The organism is Riemerella columbina (assembly GCF_030517065.1).
Classification (GTDB): Bacteria; Bacteroidota; Bacteroidia; order Flavobacteriales; family Weeksellaceae; genus Riemerella; species Riemerella columbina_A.
Map to the genome: position 1 here is coordinate 403,950 of NZ_CP103950.1, position 20,144 is coordinate 424,093.

General features: G+C 37.1%; 32 protein-coding genes and 2 pseudogenes. 32 read left to right on the top strand and 2 right to left on the bottom strand.

The window, feature by feature from the left end; translation table 11 throughout:
• Window positions 1-19: 19 nt before the first annotated feature.
• Complete coding sequence (locus NYR17_RS01845; protein ID WP_302505996.1) at window positions 20-1,645, bottom strand: ABC-F family ATP-binding cassette domain-containing protein; 1,626 nt, start codon at window positions 1,643-1,645, stop codon at window positions 20-22.
• Window positions 1,646-1,759: 114 nt separating this feature from the next.
• Here NYR17_RS01845 and smpB point away from each other — a divergent pair, with 114 nt between their 5' ends.
• The 3 genes from smpB to NYR17_RS01860 all read left to right on the top strand — a co-directional run bounded on the left by smpB (window position 1,760) and on the right by NYR17_RS01860 (window position 4,578).
• Window positions 1,760-2,218 (top strand): SsrA-binding protein SmpB, encoded by a 459-nt coding sequence (gene smpB, locus NYR17_RS01850; RefSeq protein ID WP_302505997.1) that lies wholly within the window; start codon window positions 1,760-1,762, stop codon window positions 2,216-2,218.
• Window positions 2,219-2,295: 77 nt separating this feature from the next.
• A complete protein-coding gene (locus tag NYR17_RS01855; protein ID WP_302505998.1) occupies window positions 2,296-3,741 on the top strand; it encodes an OmpA family protein in 1,446 nt (481 codons plus the stop codon).
• 96 nt (window positions 3,742-3,837) lie between these two features.
• Window positions 3,838-4,578 (top strand): YebC/PmpR family DNA-binding transcriptional regulator, encoded by a 741-nt coding sequence (locus tag NYR17_RS01860; protein ID WP_302505999.1) that lies wholly within the window; start codon window positions 3,838-3,840, stop codon window positions 4,576-4,578.
• Between the two features lie 74 nt (window positions 4,579-4,652).
• Here NYR17_RS01860 and NYR17_RS01865 read toward each other — a convergent pair whose 3' ends face one another.
• Window positions 4,653-5,084: an OsmC family protein gene (locus NYR17_RS01865; RefSeq protein ID WP_302506000.1), complete on the bottom strand. Its 432-nt coding sequence runs from the start codon at window positions 5,082-5,084 to the stop codon at window positions 4,653-4,655.
• Between the two features lie 310 nt (window positions 5,085-5,394).
• On the opposite strand from NYR17_RS01865, the gene NYR17_RS01870 reads away from it, so the two are divergent.
• The 29 genes and pseudogenes from NYR17_RS01870 (at window position 5,395) to rpsD (ending at window position 20,121) form a co-directional block, all read left to right on the top strand.
• Window positions 5,395-5,859, top strand: a complete 465-nt coding sequence (locus NYR17_RS01870) for a hypothetical protein (protein WP_302506001.1) — start codon at window positions 5,395-5,397, stop codon at window positions 5,857-5,859.
• 610 nt (window positions 5,860-6,469) lie between these two features.
• Window positions 6,470-6,718, top strand: coding sequence for a hypothetical protein (locus tag NYR17_RS01875; protein WP_302506002.1), 249 nt, complete (start codon window positions 6,470-6,472; stop codon window positions 6,716-6,718).
• An 81-nt stretch (window positions 6,719-6,799) separates the two neighbouring features.
• A complete protein-coding gene (locus tag NYR17_RS01880; protein WP_302506003.1) occupies window positions 6,800-7,621 on the top strand; it encodes a GLPGLI family protein in 822 nt (273 codons plus the stop codon).
• Window positions 7,622-7,838: 217 nt separating this feature from the next.
• Window positions 7,839-8,465, top strand: a complete 627-nt coding sequence (gene rplC, locus NYR17_RS01885) for a 50S ribosomal protein L3 (protein ID WP_302506004.1) — start codon at window positions 7,839-7,841, stop codon at window positions 8,463-8,465.
• Window positions 8,456-9,085, top strand: coding sequence for a 50S ribosomal protein L4 (gene rplD / locus NYR17_RS01890; RefSeq protein WP_302506005.1), 630 nt, complete (start codon window positions 8,456-8,458; stop codon window positions 9,083-9,085). The genes rplC and rplD overlap by 10 nt, the downstream gene beginning before the upstream one ends.
• 3 nt (window positions 9,086-9,088) lie before the next feature.
• The gene (gene rplW, locus NYR17_RS01895) at window positions 9,089-9,379 is read left to right on the top strand and encodes a 50S ribosomal protein L23 (RefSeq protein WP_302506006.1); all 291 of its coding nucleotides are present in this window, start codon (window positions 9,089-9,091) and stop codon (window positions 9,377-9,379) included.
• A gap of 16 nt (window positions 9,380-9,395) precedes the next feature.
• Window positions 9,396-10,217: a 50S ribosomal protein L2 gene (gene rplB, locus NYR17_RS01900; RefSeq protein WP_302506007.1), complete on the top strand. Its 822-nt coding sequence runs from the start codon at window positions 9,396-9,398 to the stop codon at window positions 10,215-10,217.
• A gap of 2 nt (window positions 10,218-10,219) precedes the next feature.
• Window positions 10,220-10,498 carry a 30S ribosomal protein S19 gene (gene rpsS / locus NYR17_RS01905; protein WP_302506008.1) on the top strand — a complete coding sequence of 93 codons (279 nt, stop codon included), beginning with the start codon at window positions 10,220-10,222 and terminating at the stop codon, window positions 10,496-10,498.
• A gap of 5 nt (window positions 10,499-10,503) precedes the next feature.
• Window positions 10,504-10,908 carry a 50S ribosomal protein L22 gene (gene rplV, locus NYR17_RS01910; protein WP_302506009.1) on the top strand — a complete coding sequence of 135 codons (405 nt, stop codon included), beginning with the start codon at window positions 10,504-10,506 and terminating at the stop codon, window positions 10,906-10,908.
• A gap of 7 nt (window positions 10,909-10,915) precedes the next feature.
• Window positions 10,916-11,608 carry a 30S ribosomal protein S3 gene (gene rpsC, locus NYR17_RS01915; protein ID WP_302506010.1) on the top strand — a complete coding sequence of 231 codons (693 nt, stop codon included), beginning with the start codon at window positions 10,916-10,918 and terminating at the stop codon, window positions 11,606-11,608.
• A gap of 111 nt (window positions 11,609-11,719) precedes the next feature.
• A complete protein-coding gene (rplP, locus tag NYR17_RS01920) occupies window positions 11,720-12,145 on the top strand; it encodes a 50S ribosomal protein L16 (protein ID WP_302506011.1) in 426 nt (141 codons plus the stop codon).
• A 12-nt stretch (window positions 12,146-12,157) separates the two neighbouring features.
• A complete protein-coding gene (gene rpmC, locus NYR17_RS01925) occupies window positions 12,158-12,343 on the top strand; it encodes a 50S ribosomal protein L29 (RefSeq protein WP_302506012.1) in 186 nt (61 codons plus the stop codon).
• Window positions 12,344-12,355: 12 nt separating this feature from the next.
• A complete protein-coding gene (gene rpsQ / locus NYR17_RS01930) occupies window positions 12,356-12,613 on the top strand; it encodes a 30S ribosomal protein S17 (protein WP_302506966.1) in 258 nt (85 codons plus the stop codon).
• A complete protein-coding gene (rplN, locus tag NYR17_RS01935) occupies window positions 12,613-12,981 on the top strand; it encodes a 50S ribosomal protein L14 (protein ID WP_004917332.1) in 369 nt (122 codons plus the stop codon). Before rpsQ ends, rplN begins: the two co-directional genes overlap by 1 nt.
• A 20-nt stretch (window positions 12,982-13,001) precedes the next feature.
• Window positions 13,002-13,322: a 50S ribosomal protein L24 gene (gene rplX, locus NYR17_RS01940; RefSeq protein ID WP_302506025.1), complete on the top strand. Its 321-nt coding sequence runs from the start codon at window positions 13,002-13,004 to the stop codon at window positions 13,320-13,322.
• 9 nt (window positions 13,323-13,331) lie between these two features.
• Window positions 13,332-13,883: a 50S ribosomal protein L5 gene (gene rplE, locus NYR17_RS01945; RefSeq protein ID WP_302506027.1), complete on the top strand. Its 552-nt coding sequence runs from the start codon at window positions 13,332-13,334 to the stop codon at window positions 13,881-13,883.
• A gap of 2 nt (window positions 13,884-13,885) precedes the next feature.
• Complete coding sequence (gene rpsN / locus NYR17_RS01950; protein WP_004917337.1) at window positions 13,886-14,155, top strand: 30S ribosomal protein S14; 270 nt, start codon at window positions 13,886-13,888, stop codon at window positions 14,153-14,155.
• A 135-nt stretch (window positions 14,156-14,290) separates the two neighbouring features.
• On the top strand, window positions 14,291-14,689 hold the full coding sequence (gene rpsH, locus NYR17_RS01955; RefSeq protein WP_302506028.1) for a 30S ribosomal protein S8: 399 nt from the start codon (window positions 14,291-14,293) through the stop codon (window positions 14,687-14,689).
• Between the two features lie 18 nt (window positions 14,690-14,707).
• On the top strand, window positions 14,708-15,253 hold the full coding sequence (gene rplF / locus NYR17_RS01960; protein WP_302506030.1) for a 50S ribosomal protein L6: 546 nt from the start codon (window positions 14,708-14,710) through the stop codon (window positions 15,251-15,253).
• Between the two features lie 11 nt (window positions 15,254-15,264).
• Window positions 15,265-15,618, top strand: a complete 354-nt coding sequence (gene rplR, locus NYR17_RS01965) for a 50S ribosomal protein L18 (protein ID WP_302506031.1) — start codon at window positions 15,265-15,267, stop codon at window positions 15,616-15,618.
• A 13-nt stretch (window positions 15,619-15,631) separates the two neighbouring features.
• Window positions 15,632-16,153 (top strand): 30S ribosomal protein S5, encoded by a 522-nt coding sequence (gene rpsE, locus NYR17_RS01970; RefSeq protein WP_302506033.1) that lies wholly within the window; start codon window positions 15,632-15,634, stop codon window positions 16,151-16,153.
• A gap of 11 nt (window positions 16,154-16,164) precedes the next feature.
• Window positions 16,165-16,341, top strand: a complete 177-nt coding sequence (gene rpmD, locus NYR17_RS01975; RefSeq protein WP_302506036.1) for a 50S ribosomal protein L30 — start codon at window positions 16,165-16,167, stop codon at window positions 16,339-16,341.
• A gap of 87 nt (window positions 16,342-16,428) precedes the next feature.
• A complete protein-coding gene (gene rplO / locus NYR17_RS01980; RefSeq protein ID WP_302506039.1) occupies window positions 16,429-16,878 on the top strand; it encodes a 50S ribosomal protein L15 in 450 nt (149 codons plus the stop codon).
• 8 nt (window positions 16,879-16,886) lie between these two features.
• The gene (secY, locus tag NYR17_RS01985) at window positions 16,887-18,263 is read left to right on the top strand and encodes a preprotein translocase subunit SecY (protein ID WP_302506041.1); all 1,377 of its coding nucleotides are present in this window, start codon (window positions 16,887-16,889) and stop codon (window positions 18,261-18,263) included.
• Window positions 18,264-18,278: 15 nt separating this feature from the next.
• Window positions 18,279-18,494, top strand: coding sequence for a translation initiation factor IF-1 (gene infA, locus NYR17_RS01990; protein WP_052911416.1), 216 nt, complete (start codon window positions 18,279-18,281; stop codon window positions 18,492-18,494).
• 47 nt (window positions 18,495-18,541) lie between these two features.
• A pseudogene (gene ykgO, locus NYR17_RS01995) lies at window positions 18,542-18,659 on the top strand (type B 50S ribosomal protein L36).
• Between the two features lie 17 nt (window positions 18,660-18,676).
• Window positions 18,677-19,055 (top strand): annotated as a pseudogene (gene rpsM / locus NYR17_RS02000) (30S ribosomal protein S13).
• Window positions 19,056-19,067: 12 nt separating this feature from the next.
• The gene (rpsK, locus tag NYR17_RS02005; RefSeq protein ID WP_018675391.1) at window positions 19,068-19,457 is read left to right on the top strand and encodes a 30S ribosomal protein S11; all 390 of its coding nucleotides are present in this window, start codon (window positions 19,068-19,070) and stop codon (window positions 19,455-19,457) included.
• Window positions 19,458-19,512: 55 nt separating this feature from the next.
• On the top strand, window positions 19,513-20,121 hold the full coding sequence (gene rpsD, locus NYR17_RS02010) for a 30S ribosomal protein S4 (protein ID WP_302506044.1): 609 nt from the start codon (window positions 19,513-19,515) through the stop codon (window positions 20,119-20,121).
• Window positions 20,122-20,144 lie beyond the last annotated feature (23 nt).

Sequence of the window (20,144 nt, forward strand, 5' to 3'; positions counted from 1 at the left end):
AAAGATGAGGTTAAAAAAATTAAGCGTTGTACATTTGGGTTCTCAGCTCTTTTACTTTTTTGTCTTGTAGGTATTCATCATAAGACATTTGTCGGTCAATGATGCCTTTTGGCGTGAGTTCAATCACGCGGTTACACACGGTTTCCAGCATTTCGTGGTCGTGAGAAGCCAATAGAATGGTGCCTTTAAACGCTACCAAAGAGTTGTTAAGCGCGGTGATGCTCTCCAAATCTAAGTGGTTGGTCGGCTCATCTAATAATAAAATGTTGGCTCTTTGGAGCATCATTCGGCTGAACATACAGCGCATTTTTTCGCCTCCCGAAAGGACGGTGGCAGATTTCAAGGCTTCATCGCCAGAGAAGAGCATTTTCCCGAGGAATCCTCTCATATATTCTTCGTGGCGCTCTTCATCGTTTTTAGTAAATTGTCTTAGCCAATCCACCAAATTGATGCCTTCTTGGAAGAAATTGGTGTTGTCTAACGGCATATAAGACTGCGAAGTGGTAACACCCCACTGGTAGCTACCTTGGTCTGGTTCTACATTGCCAGAGATAATTTGGAAAAACTCGGTAATGGCTAAGGAGTTTTTGGAAAGCACAGCTACTTTGTCGCCTTTTTTCAGGTTGAGTTCTATGTTAGAGAATAATAACTCGCCATCTTTGGATTTGGCTAAGTTTTTAATTTCTAAAATCTGATCGCCCGCCTCTCGCTCTTGTTCAAAAATGATAGCAGGGTATCTTCTGGAAGTTGGTTTAATTTCATCAATATTGAGTTTATCCAACATTTTCTTTCTTGCGGTGGCTTGTTTGGCTTTGGCTACATTGGAAGAGAACCTCGCGATGAATTCTTGGAGTTCTTTTTTCTTTTCCTCGGCTTTTTTATTGGCTTGAGCTCTTTGCTTGGTTGCTAATTGAGAGGCTTGGTACCAATAAGAATAGTTACCTGTGTAGAGGTTGAGTTTAGCGTAATCTAAATCGCCGATGTGCGTACACACGGTGTCTAAGAAGTGTCGGTCGTGAGAGACCACAATCACGGTGTTTTCATAATCGGCTAAGAAATCTTCTAACCAAGCGATGGTATCAATGTCTAAGTCGTTGGTAGGCTCATCTAAAATCAGCACATCAGGATTCCCGAAAAGGGCTTGTGCTAAGAGCACTCTTACTTTGTCTTTGTTCTCCAACTCGCTCATCATTTGGTAGTGCATTTCTTCTTTAATGCCTACATTAGAGAGCATGGTTTGGGCATCGGCTTCGGCATTCCAGCCGCCCATTTCATCATAGATAACTCCGAGTTCCCCCGCTTTTATGCCGTCTTCATCTGAGAAATCAGGCTTGGCGTAGAGGGCGTCCATTTCTTCTTTAATATCAAATAATTTTTTGTTCCCGCGGAGTACGGTTTCTAATACGGTGTATTGGTCGTACGCAAAGTGGTCTTGCTCTAAGACGGACATTCTCTTGCCTGGTTCTAAGGATACATGCCCTGTGGTAGGGTCTTGTTTGCCACTAAGAATTTTTAAAAAAGTGGATTTCCCAGCGCCGTTGGCACCGATGATACCGTAGCAATTGCCTTTGGTAAACTTTATATTCACCTCGTCAAAGAGGACTCTTTTTCCAAATTGTAATGATAAGTTAGATACTGTAAGCATATAGTTTCGTAAATTTGCACAAAAATAAGAAGAAATTTTAAATTATAATGTAACCCATCTCAAATATCAGCCTTAAAAAATAGATTGGTATAAAAATTGGAGGGAGTTTTAAAGATGAAGATTCAAAAGACAGTAAACATCCTTAATAAAAGAGCTCGTTTTGAATACGAGATTTTGGATCAGTTGGAAGCGGGCATCGTGCTCACGGGTACGGAGATTAAGGCGCTGCGCTCCTCTAAAGCGTCTATTACTGAGAGTTTTTGTCAGTTTATAGAAGGGGAGTTGTACATTATCAATATGACTATAGATGAGTATAAATTAGGAACTTTCTATAATCATAAAATAAAACGCGAGCGGAAATTGCTCCTCCACAAGCAAGAGTTAGAGAAATGGGAGAAGAAGATGAAAGATGTGGGGAATACCATTGTGCCGCTAAAACTCTATATCAACGACCGTGGCAAGGCTAAACTCCAAATCGCTTTAGCCCGTGGTAAGAAGCTTTTTGATAAAAGACAGAGCATTAAGGATAGAGATAATAAAAGGCAGTTGGAGCGTATCATAAAAAAAAGTTAAAAAAAAATTAAAAAACTTTGCCAGAAAGAAAAATTTGTATTTATTTTGCATAATCAATTATTTAATCATTTAATTCTATGAAAAATCTAAAATTAGGAATTTCAGCATTAGCATTAGCTGTAGCGACTACAGTGTCTGCACAGACGACCAGCAACCCGTGGTTAATCGGAGTTGGTGCTCACGGTGTAAACCATGTAGCAGCAGGCGGTAATGCAGGAGATGTTATTAAAACAGCGTTCTCAGGTAAAGATTTGTATAATATTAACAATTATACAATCACACCACCACTTTCAAAATTAACAGTGGCGAGAAATTTAGGAAAAGCTTTAGTTATCGACTGGCAAACTTCCGTAGGGAATGTTGATAACAAAAGAGTAGGAATGGACAAAGAATTTATGTTGATGACTGGTCTTGGTCTTCAGCTTAAAATTGCTGGTCTTTTCGGAAACGAAGAATTATGGTTTGACCCATATGTGAGAGTAGGTGCTAACTACTTAAGACACGATTACTCTGGTGTAGCTGCTGCTGTAAATGATAAAAACGAAAATATCGGTAAAAATCACTTTGCTTTAGCTACAGGTTTAGGTACTAACATTTGGTTAACTAAAAACTTTGGTTTAGGTATCCAAGGAGACTATGTATCTACACCAACAGATAACTCAAGCATTGCTAACTTCTGGCAAGCTTCTGCTACTTTAAACTTTAGATTTGGTAACAATGATAGAGATAAAGATGGCGTACTTGATAAAGATGACCTTTGCCCAGATACTCCAGGTTTAGTAGAGTTCCAAGGATGTCCTGATACTGATGGTGATGGCGTTCCAGATAAAGATGATAACTGTCCAGATGTAGCCGGACCAGTAGATAACAATGGTTGTCCTTGGCCAGATACTGATGGAGATGGTGTTCTTGACAAAGACGATGCTTGTGTAGATGTTGCAGGTCCTGCTGAAAACAACGGTTGTCCTTGGCCAGATACTGATGGAGATGGTGTTCTTGATAAAGATGATAAATGTCCAAATGTACCAGGTTTAGCTGAATACCAAGGATGTCCTAAGCCACAAGAAGCTTTCGCTTTAGAAGCTACAGGAGCTCTTAAAGGTATCTTCTTTAACTTTAACAAGGCTTCTATCAGACCAGAGTCTAACGGTAAATTAGACCAAGCGGCTGAAATCATCAAATCTTCTAACGGTGGTACTTTCTTAGTAACAGGTCACACTGATGCTAAAGGTAACGCTAACTACAACTTAAAACTTTCAAGAGAAAGAGCTGCAGCTGTAGTATCTGCTTTAGAAGCAAGAGGTGTTAACGGTGCTCAGTTAAAATCAAGAGGTGTAGGTGCTACAGAAGCTAAAGTTCCTGCTACAGCATCTGACGCTGAAAGAATGGCTGACAGAAAAGTAGTAGTATCTGCGGTAAGTGGTGCTGCTTGGGAAGCTCTTGAGAAATCTGACCTTCCAGTTGTTAAGAAAAAAGTAGTTAAAAAATCTACTAAAAAAGCAACAAAAAGAAGAAGAAAATAATTAAATTTTCCTCATAAAAGAAAAACGCTCTCAGTTATTGAGGGCGTTTTTTTATAAAAAATGATTATTTTTGTAACTTAAAAATAAAGATCAATTATGGGACGCGCATTTGAATATCGTAAAGCTTCTAAAATGGCCAGATGGGATAAAATGGCTAAAACTTTTTCTAAAATCGGGAAGGATATTGCTCTGGCAGTAAAAGCTGGAGGTCCCGATCCAGACTCTAACCCCGCCCTTAGAAGGTGTATCCAAAACGCCAAAGGGGCGAATATGCCAAAAGATAATGTAGAAAGAGCCATCAAAAAAGCCAGTGGCGCAGATGCTGAAAATTACGAAGAGGTGACCTATGAAGGCTATGGACAAGGCGGTGTGGCTTTCTTTGTGGAGTGTACCACCAATAATCCAACCAGAACTGTGGCTAATGTAAGGGCTATTTTTAATAAATTTGATGGTAACCTCGGTAAAAATGGAGAGCTTTCGTTTTTGTTTGACAGAAAGGGAATCTTCACGATTGATAAATCTTTAATCACGATGGATTGGGAGGATTTTGAAATGGAAATGATAGATGGCGGTGCAGAAGAAATTGATACTGATGATAGCGAAGTGATGATCACCACAGCATTTGAGGACTTTGGTTCACTTTCTCATAAATTAGATGAGTTGGGAATAGAGGTGCAGAATGCAGAACTCCAGCGAATTCCTAACAGTAGTAAATCGGTTTCGGAAGAACAGTTCCAAGCCAATATGAAAATGCTACAACGCTTTGAGGAAGATGATGATGTGCAGAATGTTTTCCACAATATGGAGATGACAGATGAGATGATGCAGTCGCTATAAAATAGCTTTAAATACAATGATAAAGCCGCTTCTTTTTGAAACGGCTTTATTTTTTATCACGATGAAACCACGCGTTAAATAGGCTTGACCAACTTGGTGCCATTCACGGTAACCTCATAACTAATGGTCACTTTCGGTTCTAAAGTTTTAGACACGGAGCAATATTTTTCAAACGATAGTTGGGCGGCTTTTTCCGCTTTTTGAAGGTCAATATCGCCTTCTAATATAAAGTGAACCAAAATACTTTTGAAAGGTTTGGCTTCATCTTCAGGGATGCGTTCGCCCTCCACTTCGGCTTTAAAGCTCGTGATGTTTTGGCGTTGCTTTTTGAGGATGTTCACCATATCGATGCCGCTGCAGCCTGCCACTGCCATCAGCAAACTTTCCATTGGCGAAACGCCTTTGGCATCAGGTTGAGAAGTGTTGTCTAATAGAATTTTGTTGCCAGCGGCGTTTTGACCTTCAAAAAGAAAATCATCATTAAGTCTATTGAGTGTAATTTTCATAAAACTAAAATTTTAAAAATAAAAGGTAAAGTTACAACTATTTTCTAAAATAAAGATGATAACATATTCAAAAGGGGGCTGTTTGGCGGGAGGCTCCTCGCTTAGATGAAAAAAGTAAATTAAAAACCACTTCTGATAAGCGTCATAAAGAAGAGTAAAACTGGTATTGATTAAAATTTGAAAGGGAATTTAAATCGTGTTTAATGCTTTCAAAATTGATAAAATTAGCGCGGATTACCCAATAAATTAAAGAATTTTTCTTTGTGGTTCAAAATTTTATTGTAATTTTAACCTTTTAAAATCAATAAAAATGAGAGTATTTTTGCTATGCATCGCTTTATTTGCAATGGTAGGATGTCAGAATAATGAAAAAATTTCGGATGTGATTCCAGAAAAAAGAGATACGGTAACCGTGGTGGAATCGGAAGAGAATCAAGGTGTCAATGCTACGAATACACCAGCCCAATCTTCGGAAAAAACGGCGGACAAGGTGGTTTTTACTCAAGGTAACCACGCGATTATAACTTTTAACACTGTTTCTAATGTTGGTGTGGCGCATCTCAATAATACAGAATATGCACTCAACCAAATGGAGTTTGCGGAGGATACCTATACGATTTCGGGTAAAAAAATTAAAATAGTAGCAGAAAATGGCGATTTCTATACAGATGCCAAAGGGTGCACGGTGGGAACTTTTCCAGAAGTAACAGTGGAGGTTGGTACGCAACAGCAAACCCTCAAAAATGTGAAAGTGCAAGATTGTAGCAGTTTGTAAAATGATACTATTTTTAAATAGATACTAGATAAGTCACTATATTTTTTAGTGATTTATTTTTTTGTCTTGTTAAAATAAAAATTTAGATATAAATTATAGTCACTTAAATTAAAATAACAAAACTATAGATATTGCATCTGTAAAAGGTTAGTTTTATGTGAAATGTTTTGTGTATTCAAAATAATATTTTATATTTGCTACGAAAGTATATTTTATAGAAAGCAATAAGTTTAGGTATGGATAGCTCAATTGATGTACTTATGAATCTATCAGTTGATAATATGAAAAATTCTAAATAATTGTTTTTTTATTTTTTACTTTTAAGGAGATGATTAAATTTTAGAAAAAATGTCCAAATCTTCTTTAATAGTGTTGTGCTATAAATGGGGTGAAAAATAAAATTATCATGAAAAAAATATTTTTTTTAAGTTATTAGTTGTATTGTTATTTAGTACTACTTTAAGTGCAAAAGGGGGGAGGTCTGCCAGAGTTTCCAGAATATTCTCCTGTAATGAATTTAGGAGGCGGGTGTGAGGCGGACTGTTTTTTGAGTTCATGTAGTGGGCAGGGGATGTGCTTGTGCTCATGCAGATGGTTTTCTTGTAAGTGTGTGATTAATAAGGAGGAACCCGCGCCAGAGGAGTTTGTTTCTATGAATAAGGAACAATATGAGAGAACTAAAGAGTTAGCGGAATTTATAAGAGGGTTAAAGACAGAAGAAACAGATAGAGTCTATATTTCTTTATCCAATATGGTTAGAGCTCTTAGGGATAGAAATAAAACGGATTTTTCTAACTATAGAAAAGAATATTTAAATAATATTCAAAGTATGAGTGATAATAATAAAAAAAGTGCTTAACAATTATTTTATTAAAGTTGGGGCATTGGAGAGAATTTAACTTTTTATCAAATTATTCTTAATAACTATTAATTCAAAAATATGAAAAACAAAATTTTATTATTTCTCGTGCTATTATGCTTAGGCAGTATGATGAATGCACAGAACATTGATGTGTTTTATAAATTAACCATGAAACCCAATGTTAATGATAAAAACTATGTAGAGAACGACCTTTTTGTTCTACAAATCAGAGAGAAACAATCGGCGTTTTATAGCCAAAATTATATGAAAATGATGTCTGACCCCGCCAGCTTGGCAAAAGCGAAAATAGACATCAATAAAATTTCATCTAATTACATCATCGCAAAAGAAGAGGGCAAACTTTACCATTTTCTTAGGATAGAAGAAGATATGGTGAAGTATGAAGACCTCAATAAACCTGTATGGAAACTGAAAAAAGAATATAAAACCATAGATTCTATGAACTGCCAACAAGCTACCACTTCTTTCGGTGGTCGGGATTATGTGGCGTGGTTTTCTAAAGATATTCCTCTGCCCGAGGGGCCTTATAAGTTTAAAAATTTGCCAGGTTTGGTCGTAGAGCTGTATTCTACAGATGGCGATTATCATTTTGTTCTTGAAGGTTTGCAAGAGTCAAAAGAGGGCTTGATGTTGCCAAAAGCGACTTTGCTAAAAGATAGAGCGCAATATTTAAAAGAAGTGAAAAAATTTGCGGACAATCCGAGTTATAAAATGCAAATGGCAGATGGCGTTAATAGCGACCAGTTTAAATATAAAACCTATAAAGAAGGTCGTGAAGTATCTGATAATCAAAAATATAAAATGATCAATCAATTTGTTTGGGATTTTATGAAAGTTCACAATAATCCTATCGAAAAAGATGATATTTGGATTAGATAAGACCACTATTATGTCTTTGGATTGATTTTTAAAATTGGGCAATCCTCTTTCGGGAGGATTGTTATTTTTTTTAACTTATTGTTTGTCAGTTCAAAAAAAGTTTTTATATTTGCACTCTCAATTTAAGGGTGAAGTGTGCCTATAGATGAGCTATCGGCGCAGTGATATTTTTTAAATTGTTGAAAATAAGTAAAATAATTATATTTAATTTTTAATAATGTCAGGTATTATTGGAAAAAAAATCGGGATGACCTCGTTATTTGATGAGTCTGGGAAGAATATTCCTTGTACGGTAATCCAAGCGGGTCCATGTTCGGTTTTACAGGTCAGAACCGTAGAAAACGACGGCTACAAGTCCGTGCAGTTAGGTTTCGATGACAAGAGTGAGAAGAATGTCGGAAAGGCATTGGCTGGTCATTTTAAAAAGGCTGGTTCTACTCCTAAAGCGAAGTTAGCGGAATTTTATCACGCTTTCGTAGACACGCTTAAAATAGGAGATGAGGTAAAGGTAAACCTTTTCAAAGAAGGGGAGTATGTAGATGTTACAGGAACTTCTAAAGGTAAAGGTTTCCAAGGGGTTGTTAAAAGACATGGGTTTGGTGGTGTAATGCAGGCTACCCACGGACAGCACAACAGATTGAGAGCTCCAGGTTCTATTGGTGCTGGTTCTGACCCATCGAGAGTATTCAAAGGCTTAAGAATGGCTGGGAGAATGGGAGGTAAGCAGGTAACTGTACAAAACCTTCAGGTGTTAAAAGTAGATGAAGAACAAAATCTTTTAGTTGTAAAAGGGGCTGTTCCGGGAGCTAAAAATTCTTACGTAATTATTAGAAAATGGAATTAGTAGTATTAAATACATCAGGAAAGGAGACGGGAAGAAAAATCACTTTAGATGATGCAATCTTCGGAATAGAGCCTAACCAACACGCAGTTTACTTAGAGATTAAACAATACCTTGCTGCACAAAGACAAGGAACGCATAAAGCTAAAGAAAGAAGCGAAATCACGGCTTCTACTAAAAAGCTTAAAAAGCAAAAAGGTTCTGGTTCTGCAAGATACGGTGATATTAAATCTCCTGTGTTTAAAGGTGGAGGTAGAGTATTTGGACCAAAACCAAGAGATTATAGGTTTAAGCTTAACAAAGCGCTTAAGAGATTGGCTAAAAAATCTGTGCTTTCTCAAAAAGTAAAAGATAATAACGTGAAGGTGTTAGAAGATTTTTCATTTGAAGCGCCAAAAACTAAAGAATTTATCAATGTAGTAAATGCTTTAGGCTTAACAGGTAAAAAATCGTTATTTATCTTAGCAGATGCCAATAAGAATGTATATCTTTCTTCAAGAAACTTACCAAAGTCACAGGTGAAAACTTTTAACGAGATTTCTTCTTATGACTTAGTGAACGCTGGAGAAATTGTATTCTTAGAAGGTGCAGTAGAAAAGTTTCAAGAAAATTTAAGAAAATAAATCATGTCAGTAATCATAAAACCAATTATTTCAGAAAAAGCATCTAATCTATCTGATTTGAGAGGTGTTTACAGCTTCTTAGTAGATACTAAAGCGAACAAAATACAAATCAAACAAGCGGTAGAAGAGGCTTATGGTGTAAAGGTAGCAGATGTAAGAACCATGATTTATGCGCCTAAAGTTTCTGCGAAATACACTAAAAAAGGACTTCAAATAGGGAAGACCAATAAATTAAAGAAAGCAATGGTTCAGCTGGTAGAAGGTGAATTCATTGATATTTTTGCAACTAATTAAATAATAAATAATAGTAATGTCTGTTAGAAAATTAAAACCTATCACCCCAGGACAGAGATTCAGAATTGTAAACAATTTTGAAGAGATTACTACCAACAAACCTGAAAAAAGCCTTACAGTAGGGCTTTCTAAGAAAGGCGGTCGTAACAATACGGGTAAGATGACCATGCGTTACACTGGAGGTGGACACAAAAGAAAATACAGAATTATTGACTTCAAAAGAAACAAATTTGATGTTAATGCAACTGTAAAAACTGTGGAATACGATCCGAATAGAACTGCGTTTATCGCTCTATTAGAGTATGCCGATGGAGAGAAAAGATATATGATCGCTCCAAACGGGATTAAAGTAGGTCAAACGGTAGTTTCTGGTGAGTCTGCAACTCCAGATGTGGGGAACGCAATGAAACTGAAAAACATCCCTTTGGGTACTGTGATTTCTTGTATAGAACTTAAGCCTGGACAAGGCGCTATCCTTGCAAGAAGTGCAGGTTCTTCAGCACAATTGACTTCCAGAGATGGTAAATTTGCAATCGTAAAATTACCTTCAGGAGAGTCAAGAATGATTTTAGTAGAATGTATGGCAATGATAGGCTCTGTGTCTAACTCTGACCACCAATTGACCGTATCTGGTAAAGCAGGTAGAAGCAGATGGCTCGGCAGAAGACCAAGAACAAGAGCGGTAGCCATGAACCCGGTAGATCACCCAATGGGTGGTGGTGAAGGTAGATCATCAGGAGGACATCCAAGATCTAGAAACGGTAAACCAGCTAAAGGTTATAAGACGAGAAAGAAAAACAAAGTGTCTAACCGTTACATCGTATCCAAAAGAAAATAATTATGGCAAGATCACTTAAAAAAGGACCTTTTATTCACTATTCATTAGAGAAAAAAGTTCAAGCGAATATAGAATCCGGAAAGAAAACGGTAATTAAAACTTGGTCTAGAGCATCTATGATTTCTCCAGACATGGTAGGTCAAACTATAGCTGTACACAACGGGAAATCTTTTATCCCTGTTTATGTAACAGAAAATATGGTAGGACATAAATTAGGTGAATTTTCTCCAACAAGATCTTTCAGAGGTCATAGTGGTAATAAAAATAAAGGTAGCAGATAATCATTATGGGAAAAAGAAAACAAGATAGTGCATTAGCACGCAAAGTAGCCAATCAAGATGTGGTAAAAGCCCGTCTTAATGATTGCCCTTCTTCTCCAAGAAAAATGAGACTCGTTGCTGATATCATTAGAGGAGAAAATGTAGATAAAGCGTTATATATCCTTAAATACTCTAAAAAAGAAGCTTCTAATAAGTTAGAAAAACTCCTTCTTTCTGCCATTGCCAACTGGCAAAACAAAAACGAAGGTGCAGATATTGAAGAAGCCAATCTTTTCGTAAAGGAAATATATGTAGACAGTGCAAGACAGTTAAAAAGACTGCGCCCTGCACCACAAGGTAGAGGTTACAGAATTAGAAAAAGATCTAACCATGTAACATTAGTATTAGGTTCAAAAACAGATAATCAATAATCAAGATATGGGACAGAAAACAAATCCAATTGGTAATAGATTAGGTATCATCAGAGGATGGGATTCTAACTGGTTTGGTGGTAACGATTATGGCGACAGAATCGCAGAAGACTACAAAATCAGAAGATATCTTGAAGCAAGATTATCTAAAGGTGGCGTATCCAGAATCTATATAGAAAGAACGCTTAAACTCGTTACAGTAACCATTACCACAGCAAGACCAGGTCTTATCATTGGTAAAGGTGGACAAGAGGTAGATAAACTAAAAGAAGAGCTTAAAAAACTAACAGGTAAAGATATTCAAATCAACATCTTTGAAATCAAAAGACCAGAGTTAGATGCCGTTTTAGTAGCAGATAGCGTAGCCAAGCAAATAGAAAACAGAATCTCTTACAGAAGAGCTGTTAAAATGGCGATCGCTAGTGCTATGAGAATGGGAGCAGAAGGGATTAAAATCCAAATCTCAGGAAGATTAAACGGTGCCGAAATGGCAAGAAGTGAATCTTTCAAAGAAGGAAGAATTCCATTATCTACTTTCAGAGCAGACATAGATTACCACATTGCAGAAGCACATACTACCTATGGTAGATTGGGGGTAAAAGTGTGGATCATGAAAGGTGAAGTGTACGGCAAGAGAGAGCTTTCTCCTTTAGTAGGCACACAGAAAAAACCTTCTGGAAGAAAAAGAGATAGAAAATAATTTAATTAGGAGTTAGAAGATAGAAATTAGAAATTAGATCTTCCGTTACAAGAGCTGAATTTAATTTTTTTCAATCTAACATCTAACATCTAACATCTAATACTTAAAATTATGTTACAACCAAGAAGAACCAAATTCCGTAAGGTTCAGAAAATGAAAATGAAAGGCAATGCCAACAGAGGTCATAGGCTTGCTTACGGAACATTCGGTATCAAAGCAACGGAAGGGGCGTGGATTACTGCAAGACAGATAGAAGCCGCCCGTATCGCTGCAACCAGATATATGAAAAGAGAAGGACAACTATGGATTAAAATATTCCCAGATAAACCTGTAACCAAAAAACCAGCCGAAGTAAGGATGGGTAAAGGTAAAGGTGCTGTAGAATATTGGGTAGCCGTAGTAAAACCTGGAAAAATCATGTTTGAAATAGGTGGTGTTCCTTATGATGTAGCTAAAGAAGCACTTAGATTAGCCGCACAGAAACTACCTGTAGTTACTAAGTTCATCGTAGCTAATGATTTTGTTAAACCTCAATAATCTGATTAAAGTATGAAAAAAGCTGAAATTAAAAATCTAAGCGTAGAGGATTTAAAATCTCAATTGGTAGAAGCTAAAGCCACTTACAATAAACTGAAATTGGCACACAAAATTAGCCCTATTGAAAATCCTATCCAAATCAGAGATTTGAGAAGAAACATCGCAAGACTTGAAACTGAACTAACTAACAAACAATAAGAATTTCATTTTATTATGGAAAGAAATTTAAGAAAAGAAAGAATCGGCGTAGTTTCGAGCAATAAAATGGAAAAAACCATTGTTGTTAGTGAGACTATGAGAATGAAACATCCGATGTACGGTAAGTTCGTTTTAAAAACGAAAAAATATACCGCACATGATGAAAACAACGAGTGCAACGAGGGGGACACTGTTCTTATCCAAGAAACCAGACCTCTAAGCAAAAACAAAAGATGGAGATTAGTAAGAATCATAGAAAGAGCTAAGTAATGTTACAAACAGAATCAAGATTAAAAGTAGCTGATAATACTGGTGCTAAAGAAGTATTGGTAATCAGAGTTTTGGGAGGTACCAAAAGAAGATATGCATCTGTGGGTGATAAAATTGTAGTGACCATCAAAGATTCTACTCCTACAGGAAATGCTAAAAAAGGACAAGTCTCTAAAGCTGTAGTGGTGAGAACCAAAAAGGCGGTAAGAAGAAAAGATGGTTCTTACATCTCTTTTGACGATAACGCTTGCGTTCTCCTTAACGCCGCTGGTGAGATGAGAGGAACGCGTGTTTTCGGACCCGTAGCGCGTGAGTTAAGAGATAAGGAATATATGAAGATTATTTCATTAGCCCCTGAAGTACTTTAATTTTTAAAAATTTTAAAACAATGACTAAAGTTAAAATTAAAAGAGGTGATAATGTCATCGTTACCACCGGTAAAAATAAAGGTAGTAAAGGCGAAGTACTTGAAGTAATCAAAAAAGAAGGCAAAGACCCAAGAGTGATCGTAGCAGGCGTGAATATCGTAAAAAAGCACACCAAACCCTCTGCGGCTAACCCTCAAGGTGGTATTGTAGAAAAAGAAGCTTCTATCCATATCTCCAATGTAGCTTTAACCGATGAAAATGGAAAAGCCACTAAGGTAGGTTACAAAATAGAAGGAGATAAAAAAGTAAGAGTAGCTAAAACTACTGGTAAAACTATATAATATAGAACAATGGAATATATAGCAAGACCTAAGAAATTATATAAAGAAAAAATTGTTCCTGCAATGATGGAAGAATTTGGGTACAAGTCTATTATGCAAGTGCCTAAATTAGAAAAAATCGTTGTATCCCAAGGTTTAGGAGCTGCTACTGCGGATAAAAAAATCGTAGACTACGCAGTGGAAGAATTAACCGCTATTACTGGGCAGAAAGCTGTAGGTACCGTTTCTAAAAAAGACGAAGCTTCGTTTAAACTTAGAAAAGGAATGCCTATCGGTGCTAAAGTAACCCTAAGAGCAGACAAGATGTACGAGTTTTTAGATAGACTAACCTCTTCTGCTTTACCAAGAATTAGAGATTTCAACGGTATCAAAGCTGATGGTTTTGATGGTAGAGGAAACTACAACCTTGGTATTACGGAGCAAATTATCTTCCCAGAGATCGTTATCGATAAAGTGAAAAAAATCCAAGGGATGGACATCACTTTCGTAACATCTGCTAAGACAGATAAAGAAGCAAAAGCATTATTAACACACTTCGGTTTACCATTTAAAAAGAACTAAGAATGGCTAAAGAATCAATGAAAGCGCGTGAGCGCAAAAGAGAAGCGTTAGTAGCTAAATATGCTGCTAAAAGAAAAGCTCTAAAAGAAGCAGGAGATTATGAAGCATTACAAAAATTACCAAAAAATGCTTCTCCAGTAAGATTACATAACAGATGTAAACTCACCGGAAGACCAAGAGGGTATATGAGAACCTTCGGTATCTCCAGAGTAACTTTCAGAGAAATGGCTAACCAAGGGCTTATTCCTGGAGTGAAAAAAGCAAGTTGGTAATAATTTTTAACAAATCAAGGTAATTAAGTTGATTGAAGCAATCAAGATTACAAGAGGTTTTTCATAACAACACTATAATCTCGGTTCTTCAATCAATACTGATTATCACTAACCAATAACAATTAAAAACGAAAAATGGTAACAGATCCAATTTCAGATTTCCTAACAAGAGTAAGGAACGCACAAAGCGCAGGCCACAAAGTGGTGGAAATTCCTGCATCAAAAATCAAAAAGGAGATTACTAAAATCTTATTTGATCAAGGGTATATCCTCAACTACAAGTTTGAAGACAACGCTGTACAGGGGAATATCAAAATCGCATTAAAGTACGACAAGCAAACGGGTAAACCAGCAATCAAGTCTATCCAGAGAGCTTCCAGACCAGGTTTAAGACAGTACAAAGGTTCTGCGGAACTTCCAAGAGTGCTTAACGGTTTAGGCGTTGCCATCATCTCCACTTCTAAAGGGGTGATGACGGATAAAAAAGCGAGACAAGAGAAAGTAGGTGGAGAGGTAATCTGCTATGTATATTAAAATTATAATCAAAGGAAAATGTCAAGAATTGGTAAAGCAATTATAACAATCCCTTCTGGTGTTACTATCTCCGAAAAAGATGGTGTAGTAACCGTAAAAGGTCCTAAAGGAGAACTATCACAGGAACTTACAGGAGGTATTACTATAGAACAGAATGGTGGCGAGCTTACAGTAAACAGACCATCAGATTCTAAACAGCACAGAGCTCTACACGGTCTTTACAGAGCGCTAATTAACAATATGGTAGTGGGAACTTCAGAAGGTTTCACTAAAAAATTAGAGCTTGTGGGGGTAGGTTACAGAGCCTCAAATCAAGGACAAAGACTTGAGTTGGCTTTAGGTTTCTCTCACGGTATTGTATTAGAACTTCCGAAAGAGGTTCAAGTAGAAACTTTGACTGAAAAAGGTAAAAACCCAATCATCACCTTATCTTCTTATGATAAGCAATTATTGGGAATGGTAGCTGCTAAAATCAGATCTTTTAGAAAACCTGAGCCATATAAAGGAAAAGGTGTAAGATTTGTAGGAGAACAAATTAGAAGAAAAGCTGGTAAATCTGCTTAAAATTTAAGAATATGGCACTAAATAAAGAACAGAAAAGATTAAGAATAAAAAGAAGAGTTAGAGGGAAAATCTCTGGAACTCAGGCAGCACCAAGATTATCCGTTTTCAAAAGTAATAAGGAAATCTATGCTCAGCTTATTGATGATAAAGAAGGAAAAACTTTAGCACAAGCTTCTTCAAGAGAAAAAGGCGTAGAGGCTAAAGGTACAAAAGTAGAAATCTCTACCGCTGTAGGAAAAGCCATTGCTCAAAAAGCTTTAGCTGCAGGGATTGAGACAGTCGTATTTGATAGAAACGGTTTCGTGTACCACGGTAGAGTGAAAGCGCTTGCTGATGGTGCCAGAGAAGGAGGTTTGAAATTTTAAAAATTAAAAAATTATGTTAGGATTAGATAATATAGAAAGAGTAAAACCAGGAGGTCTCGAGTTAGTAGACCGTTTAGTAGCGGTAAATAGAGTAACCAAAGTAACCAAAGGTGGTAGAGCATTCGGGTTTTCTGCTATTGTTGTAGTAGGGAATGAAGATGGTATTATCGGTTTCGGTCTTGGTAAGTCTAAAGAAGTGGCGTCTGCGATTTCTAAAGCCGTAGAAGATGCGAAGAAAAACTTAGTGAAAGTACCGGTAATCAACCACACTATTCCACACGAAACGACAGCCAGATATGGAGGGGCAAACATCTTTTTAAGACCAGCTTCTCACGGTACAGGGCTTATCGCGGGTGGTGCGGTAAGAGCGGTATTAGAGTCTGCAGGTGTGCATGATATTCTTTCAAAATCTAAAGGTTCTTCTAACCCTCATAATGTGGTGAAGGCTACTTTTAAAGCATTATTAGACATCAGAAGACCAGAGGAAATTGCAAGAATGAGAGGTGTAACATTAAACAAAGTATTTAACGGTTAATTTTTGAAAAAATGGCAACAATTAAAATAAAACAAGTTAAAAGTGCTATTGGTAGAACTAAAACTCAAAAGAGAACCCTTGAAGCTTTAGGTTTTAAAAAATTACACCAAGTAGTAGAGCACGAGGCTACTCCAGCCATCTTAGGTATGGTAGCGGCAGTAAGTCACTTAGTAGAAGTTCAAAAATAAGAAATCATAATGCGGGAAATGAGGTTTTAGGCTCCCCGTCTGAAATCTCAGTTCTCCCATTGATAATCTCAAATCTCAATAACAAAAATGAATTTAAATAATATTAAACCAGCCAGCGGTTCTACACATAATTCTAAAAGAATTGGTAGAGGACAAGGCAGCGGAAAAGGTGGTACTTCCACAAAAGGGCACAAAGGACAAAAATCTCGTTCTGGATACTCTATGAAAATAGGTTTTGAAGGAGGTCAGATGCCTTTACAAAGAAGACTCCCTAAATTCGGATTTAATAATATCAACAGAAAAGAGTACAGAGCCATCAATTTAGATGTGCTTCAGAACCTTATCGATACGAAAGGAATCTCTGGAGATATTACCAAAGAGGTATTGGTAGAAAATGGCTTAGCTTCTAAAAATGATTTAATCAAGATTATGGGAAGAGGTGAGCTTAAATCTGCAGTATCTGTATCTGCACATAAGTTTACTAAATCTGCAGAAGAACTAATTAACAAAGTAGGCGGTAAAGCTGTTACTCTTTAATACACACAATGAAAGAATTTATACAAACACTTAAAAACATTTGGAACCTTAAAGAGCTTAGGGAAAAAATTCTCTTTACTCTTGGGATGATATTGGTGTATAGATTCTCATCCTTTATCTCTCTGCCAGCTATCAATATGACGGAAGTAGGTACGCTCTTAGAGCAATACCAAAACCAAGGCGGTAGCAAGCAAGGAGCTGGATTATTAGGATTACTATCGTCATTTACTGGAGGTGCGTTCAGTCGTGCTTCCATTATGGCGTTAGGGATTATGCCTTATATCTCTGCATCGATCATTGTTCAGTTGATGGGGATGGCGATTCCTTACCTACAAAAACTTCAGAAAGACGGAGAATCTGGTAGAAATACCCTTAACCAAATTACCCGCTGGCTTACCATAGCCGTGTGTTTGGTACAGGCGCCTTCTTATTTAGGCTCTATTACAGGGTTATTCTTGCCATACTCTCAGTTTGCCTCTGCCTATTATGTAGAACCATCTTCTATTATGTTCTGGCTACCGAGCATTGTGATCTTAGTCGCAGGCTCCGTATTCGCGATGTGGTTAGGAGAAAAAATTACAGACAAAGGCATTGGTAACGGTATTTCTATCCTCATTATGGTGGGAATCTTGGCAGACTTGCCTATGGCATTTATACAAGAAGTGACCACACAAACCAGCAAAGGAGGCTTAGGATCTATTATGATTTTAGTAGAAATACTCTTCTGGCTCGTGGTTGTGCTATTGGCAATTATTCTCTCCGTAGCGGTAAGAAAAATCCCAATCCAGTATGTAAGCCGTGCGCAGGCCAGAGGCGGTAACAACAGAAACTTAATGCAAGGCGCAAGACAATGGATCCCTCTCAAAGTGAATGCCGCGGGGGTGATGCCTATTATCTTTGCACAAGCGTTAATGTTTGTACCAGGGCTATTAACCAAAGTTGATGAAACCAACACCTTCTTGGCTGGTTTCAAAAATGTATTCAGCTGGCAGTATAATGTCCTCTTTGCGATTTTAATCATCATCTTCTCATTCTTCTATACCGCCATTACCATTCCGGTAAACCAAATGGCAGATGATTTGAAAAGAAACGGTGGTTTAATCCCAAAAGTAAGACCTGGAAAAGAGACCGCAGATTATTTAGATGATATTTTATCTAAAATAACTTTGCCTGGTGCAATATTTTTGTCTATCTTTGCAGTCCTTCCTGCAATAGTGCACGGAAGTTTTGTGCAGACAGATAGATTTGCTTTGTTCTTCGGTGGTACCTCGCTCCTCATTATGGTAGGGGTTATATTAGACACCGTACAACAGATCAATACCTATCTGTTAAGTCACAATATAGATGGTTTAATGAAATCTAAACTTTCCAGAACCACCAACTAAAAAGGTATATAGACTATGGCAAAACAGAAACATATAGAGCAAGATGGCGTGATAGTGGAAGCACTATCTAATGCTATGTTTAGAGTAGAGCTGGAGAATGGACATATCCTGATAGCCCACATTTCTGGAAAAATGAGGATGCATTATATCAAACTCCTACCAGGGGATAAAGTGAAATTAGAACTTTCACCCTATGACTTATCCAAAGGGAGAATTACATTTAGATACTAATCCATCGCTTATCTATAACGGTATAGTATAAGCATAAAGAAAAAAATATGAAAGTAAGAGCATCAATTAAAAAAGAGAAGTGCAGACTGCAAAATCGTAAGAAGAAAAGGCAGACTGTATGTGATTAACAAAAAGAACCCTAAATTTAAACAAAGACAAGGCTAATTTAGCAAAATTAAATTATGGCGAGAATTGCAGGTATTGATTTACCAAAAAAACAAAAGAGGCGTGATCGGACTTACCTATATCTACGGAATAGGCAGAAGCACAGCGTCAGAAATTTTGAAGAACGTTGGAATCAGCGGAGACAAGAAAGTCAACGAATGGAATGACGATGAATTGGCAGCTATCAGAAACTACATCTCTGACAACATTAAAGTAGAAGGAGAGTTGCGTTCTGAAGTACAATTGAACATCAAGAGATTGATGGACATAGGATGCCAAAGAGGAATACGTCACAGACTGGGATTACCTTTAAGAGGCCAAAGAACGAAAAATAATTCTAGAACCCGTAAAGGAAAAAGAAAAACTGTTGCTAACAAGAAGAAGGCAAGTAAATAATCGTTAAGAATTATGGCAAAACAAACTAAAGTAACGAAAAAAAGAAAAGTAAAAGTTGAAGCGATTGGCGAAGCTCATATCCAAGCAACTTTTAATAATATCATTATTTCTTTAACTAATAAAAACGGAGAGGTTATCTCTTGGTCTTCCGCAGGTAAAATGGGCTTTAGAGGGTCTAAAAAGAACACCCCTTTCGCCGCTCAGATGGCAGCCGAAAACTGTGCCGCAGTAGCACACGAAGCTGGACTCAGAAGAGTGAAGGTTTTTGTGAAAGGTCCAGGTGCAGGTAGAGAATCTGCAATCCGTTCTATCCACAACTCAGGGATAGAGGTTAGCGAGATTGTAGATGTAACCCCTATGCCACATAACGGATGTAGACCACCAAAAAGAAGAAGAGTATAATCACAGTTCAATGTTAAAAGTTCTTTTAACTTTCAACTCAAATAATTAAAGAAATATGGCAAGATATATTGGACCTAAAACTAAGATTGCGAGAAAGTTTGGTGCTGCAATCTACGGAGATGACAAAAACTTCGAAAAAAGAAGAAACCAACCGCCAGGACAGCACGGCCCAAACAAAAGAAGAGGGGCTAAAAAATCCGAATATGCAGTACAGTTAGCTGAAAAACAAAAAGCTAAATATACCTACGGCATCTTAGAGAGACAGTTCTCTAACTTATTTAAAAAAGCGCACGCCAGCAAAGGTGTAACAGGTGAAGTTTTACTTCAGCTTTGCGAATCTCGATTAGATAATGTAGTATACAGATTAGGCTTCGCTAAAACAAGAGCAGCAGCCAGACAATTAGTGTCTCACAGACATATTACTGTGAATGGAGAGATTGTGAACATCCCTTCATATATGCTAAGAGCAGGTGATAAAATCTCTGTAAGAGCTAAATCTAAGTCTTTAGAAGTGATAGAAGATGCTTTAGCTTCTAAAGTCAACTACGAATGGTTACAGTTCAATGATGAAACTAAGGAAGGTACTTTTACCAGTGCACCTGAAAGAATTCAGATTCCTGAAGACATCAAAGAACAGTTAATCGTCGAATTATACTCTAAATAATCATCAAATTTTTGCTCAACCCA

Coding starts and splice junctions, on each gene's coding strand:
- NYR17_RS01845 (WP_302505996.1), bottom strand. CDS start 1,645: ATGCTTACAGTATCTAACTTATCATTACAATTTGGAAAAAGAGTCCTC.
- smpB (WP_302505997.1), top strand. CDS start 1,760: ATGAAGATTCAAAAGACAGTAAACATCCTTAATAAAAGAGCTCGTTTT.
- NYR17_RS01855 (WP_302505998.1), top strand. CDS start 2,296: ATGAAAAATCTAAAATTAGGAATTTCAGCATTAGCATTAGCTGTAGCG.
- NYR17_RS01860 (WP_302505999.1), top strand. CDS start 3,838: ATGGGACGCGCATTTGAATATCGTAAAGCTTCTAAAATGGCCAGATGG.
- NYR17_RS01865 (WP_302506000.1), bottom strand. CDS start 5,084: ATGAAAATTACACTCAATAGACTTAATGATGATTTTCTTTTTGAAGGT.
- NYR17_RS01870 (WP_302506001.1), top strand. CDS start 5,395: ATGAGAGTATTTTTGCTATGCATCGCTTTATTTGCAATGGTAGGATGT.
- NYR17_RS01880 (WP_302506003.1), top strand. CDS start 6,800: ATGAAAAACAAAATTTTATTATTTCTCGTGCTATTATGCTTAGGCAGT.
- rplC (WP_302506004.1), top strand. CDS start 7,839: ATGTCAGGTATTATTGGAAAAAAAATCGGGATGACCTCGTTATTTGAT.
- rplD (WP_302506005.1), top strand. CDS start 8,456: ATGGAATTAGTAGTATTAAATACATCAGGAAAGGAGACGGGAAGAAAA.
- rplW (WP_302506006.1), top strand. CDS start 9,089: ATGTCAGTAATCATAAAACCAATTATTTCAGAAAAAGCATCTAATCTA.
- rplB (WP_302506007.1), top strand. CDS start 9,396: ATGTCTGTTAGAAAATTAAAACCTATCACCCCAGGACAGAGATTCAGA.
- rpsS (WP_302506008.1), top strand. CDS start 10,220: ATGGCAAGATCACTTAAAAAAGGACCTTTTATTCACTATTCATTAGAG.
- rplV (WP_302506009.1), top strand. CDS start 10,504: ATGGGAAAAAGAAAACAAGATAGTGCATTAGCACGCAAAGTAGCCAAT.
- rpsC (WP_302506010.1), top strand. CDS start 10,916: ATGGGACAGAAAACAAATCCAATTGGTAATAGATTAGGTATCATCAGA.
- rplP (WP_302506011.1), top strand. CDS start 11,720: ATGTTACAACCAAGAAGAACCAAATTCCGTAAGGTTCAGAAAATGAAA.
- rpmC (WP_302506012.1), top strand. CDS start 12,158: ATGAAAAAAGCTGAAATTAAAAATCTAAGCGTAGAGGATTTAAAATCT.
- rplN (WP_004917332.1), top strand. CDS start 12,613: ATGTTACAAACAGAATCAAGATTAAAAGTAGCTGATAATACTGGTGCT.
- rplX (WP_302506025.1), top strand. CDS start 13,002: ATGACTAAAGTTAAAATTAAAAGAGGTGATAATGTCATCGTTACCACC.
- rplE (WP_302506027.1), top strand. CDS start 13,332: ATGGAATATATAGCAAGACCTAAGAAATTATATAAAGAAAAAATTGTT.
- rpsN (WP_004917337.1), top strand. CDS start 13,886: ATGGCTAAAGAATCAATGAAAGCGCGTGAGCGCAAAAGAGAAGCGTTA.
- rpsH (WP_302506028.1), top strand. CDS start 14,291: ATGGTAACAGATCCAATTTCAGATTTCCTAACAAGAGTAAGGAACGCA.
- rplF (WP_302506030.1), top strand. CDS start 14,708: ATGTCAAGAATTGGTAAAGCAATTATAACAATCCCTTCTGGTGTTACT.
- rplR (WP_302506031.1), top strand. CDS start 15,265: ATGGCACTAAATAAAGAACAGAAAAGATTAAGAATAAAAAGAAGAGTT.
- rpsE (WP_302506033.1), top strand. CDS start 15,632: ATGTTAGGATTAGATAATATAGAAAGAGTAAAACCAGGAGGTCTCGAG.
- rpmD (WP_302506036.1), top strand. CDS start 16,165: ATGGCAACAATTAAAATAAAACAAGTTAAAAGTGCTATTGGTAGAACT.
- rplO (WP_302506039.1), top strand. CDS start 16,429: ATGAATTTAAATAATATTAAACCAGCCAGCGGTTCTACACATAATTCT.
- secY (WP_302506041.1), top strand. CDS start 16,887: ATGAAAGAATTTATACAAACACTTAAAAACATTTGGAACCTTAAAGAG.
- infA (WP_052911416.1), top strand. CDS start 18,279: ATGGCAAAACAGAAACATATAGAGCAAGATGGCGTGATAGTGGAAGCA.
- rpsK (WP_018675391.1), top strand. CDS start 19,068: ATGGCAAAACAAACTAAAGTAACGAAAAAAAGAAAAGTAAAAGTTGAA.
- rpsD (WP_302506044.1), top strand. CDS start 19,513: ATGGCAAGATATATTGGACCTAAAACTAAGATTGCGAGAAAGTTTGGT.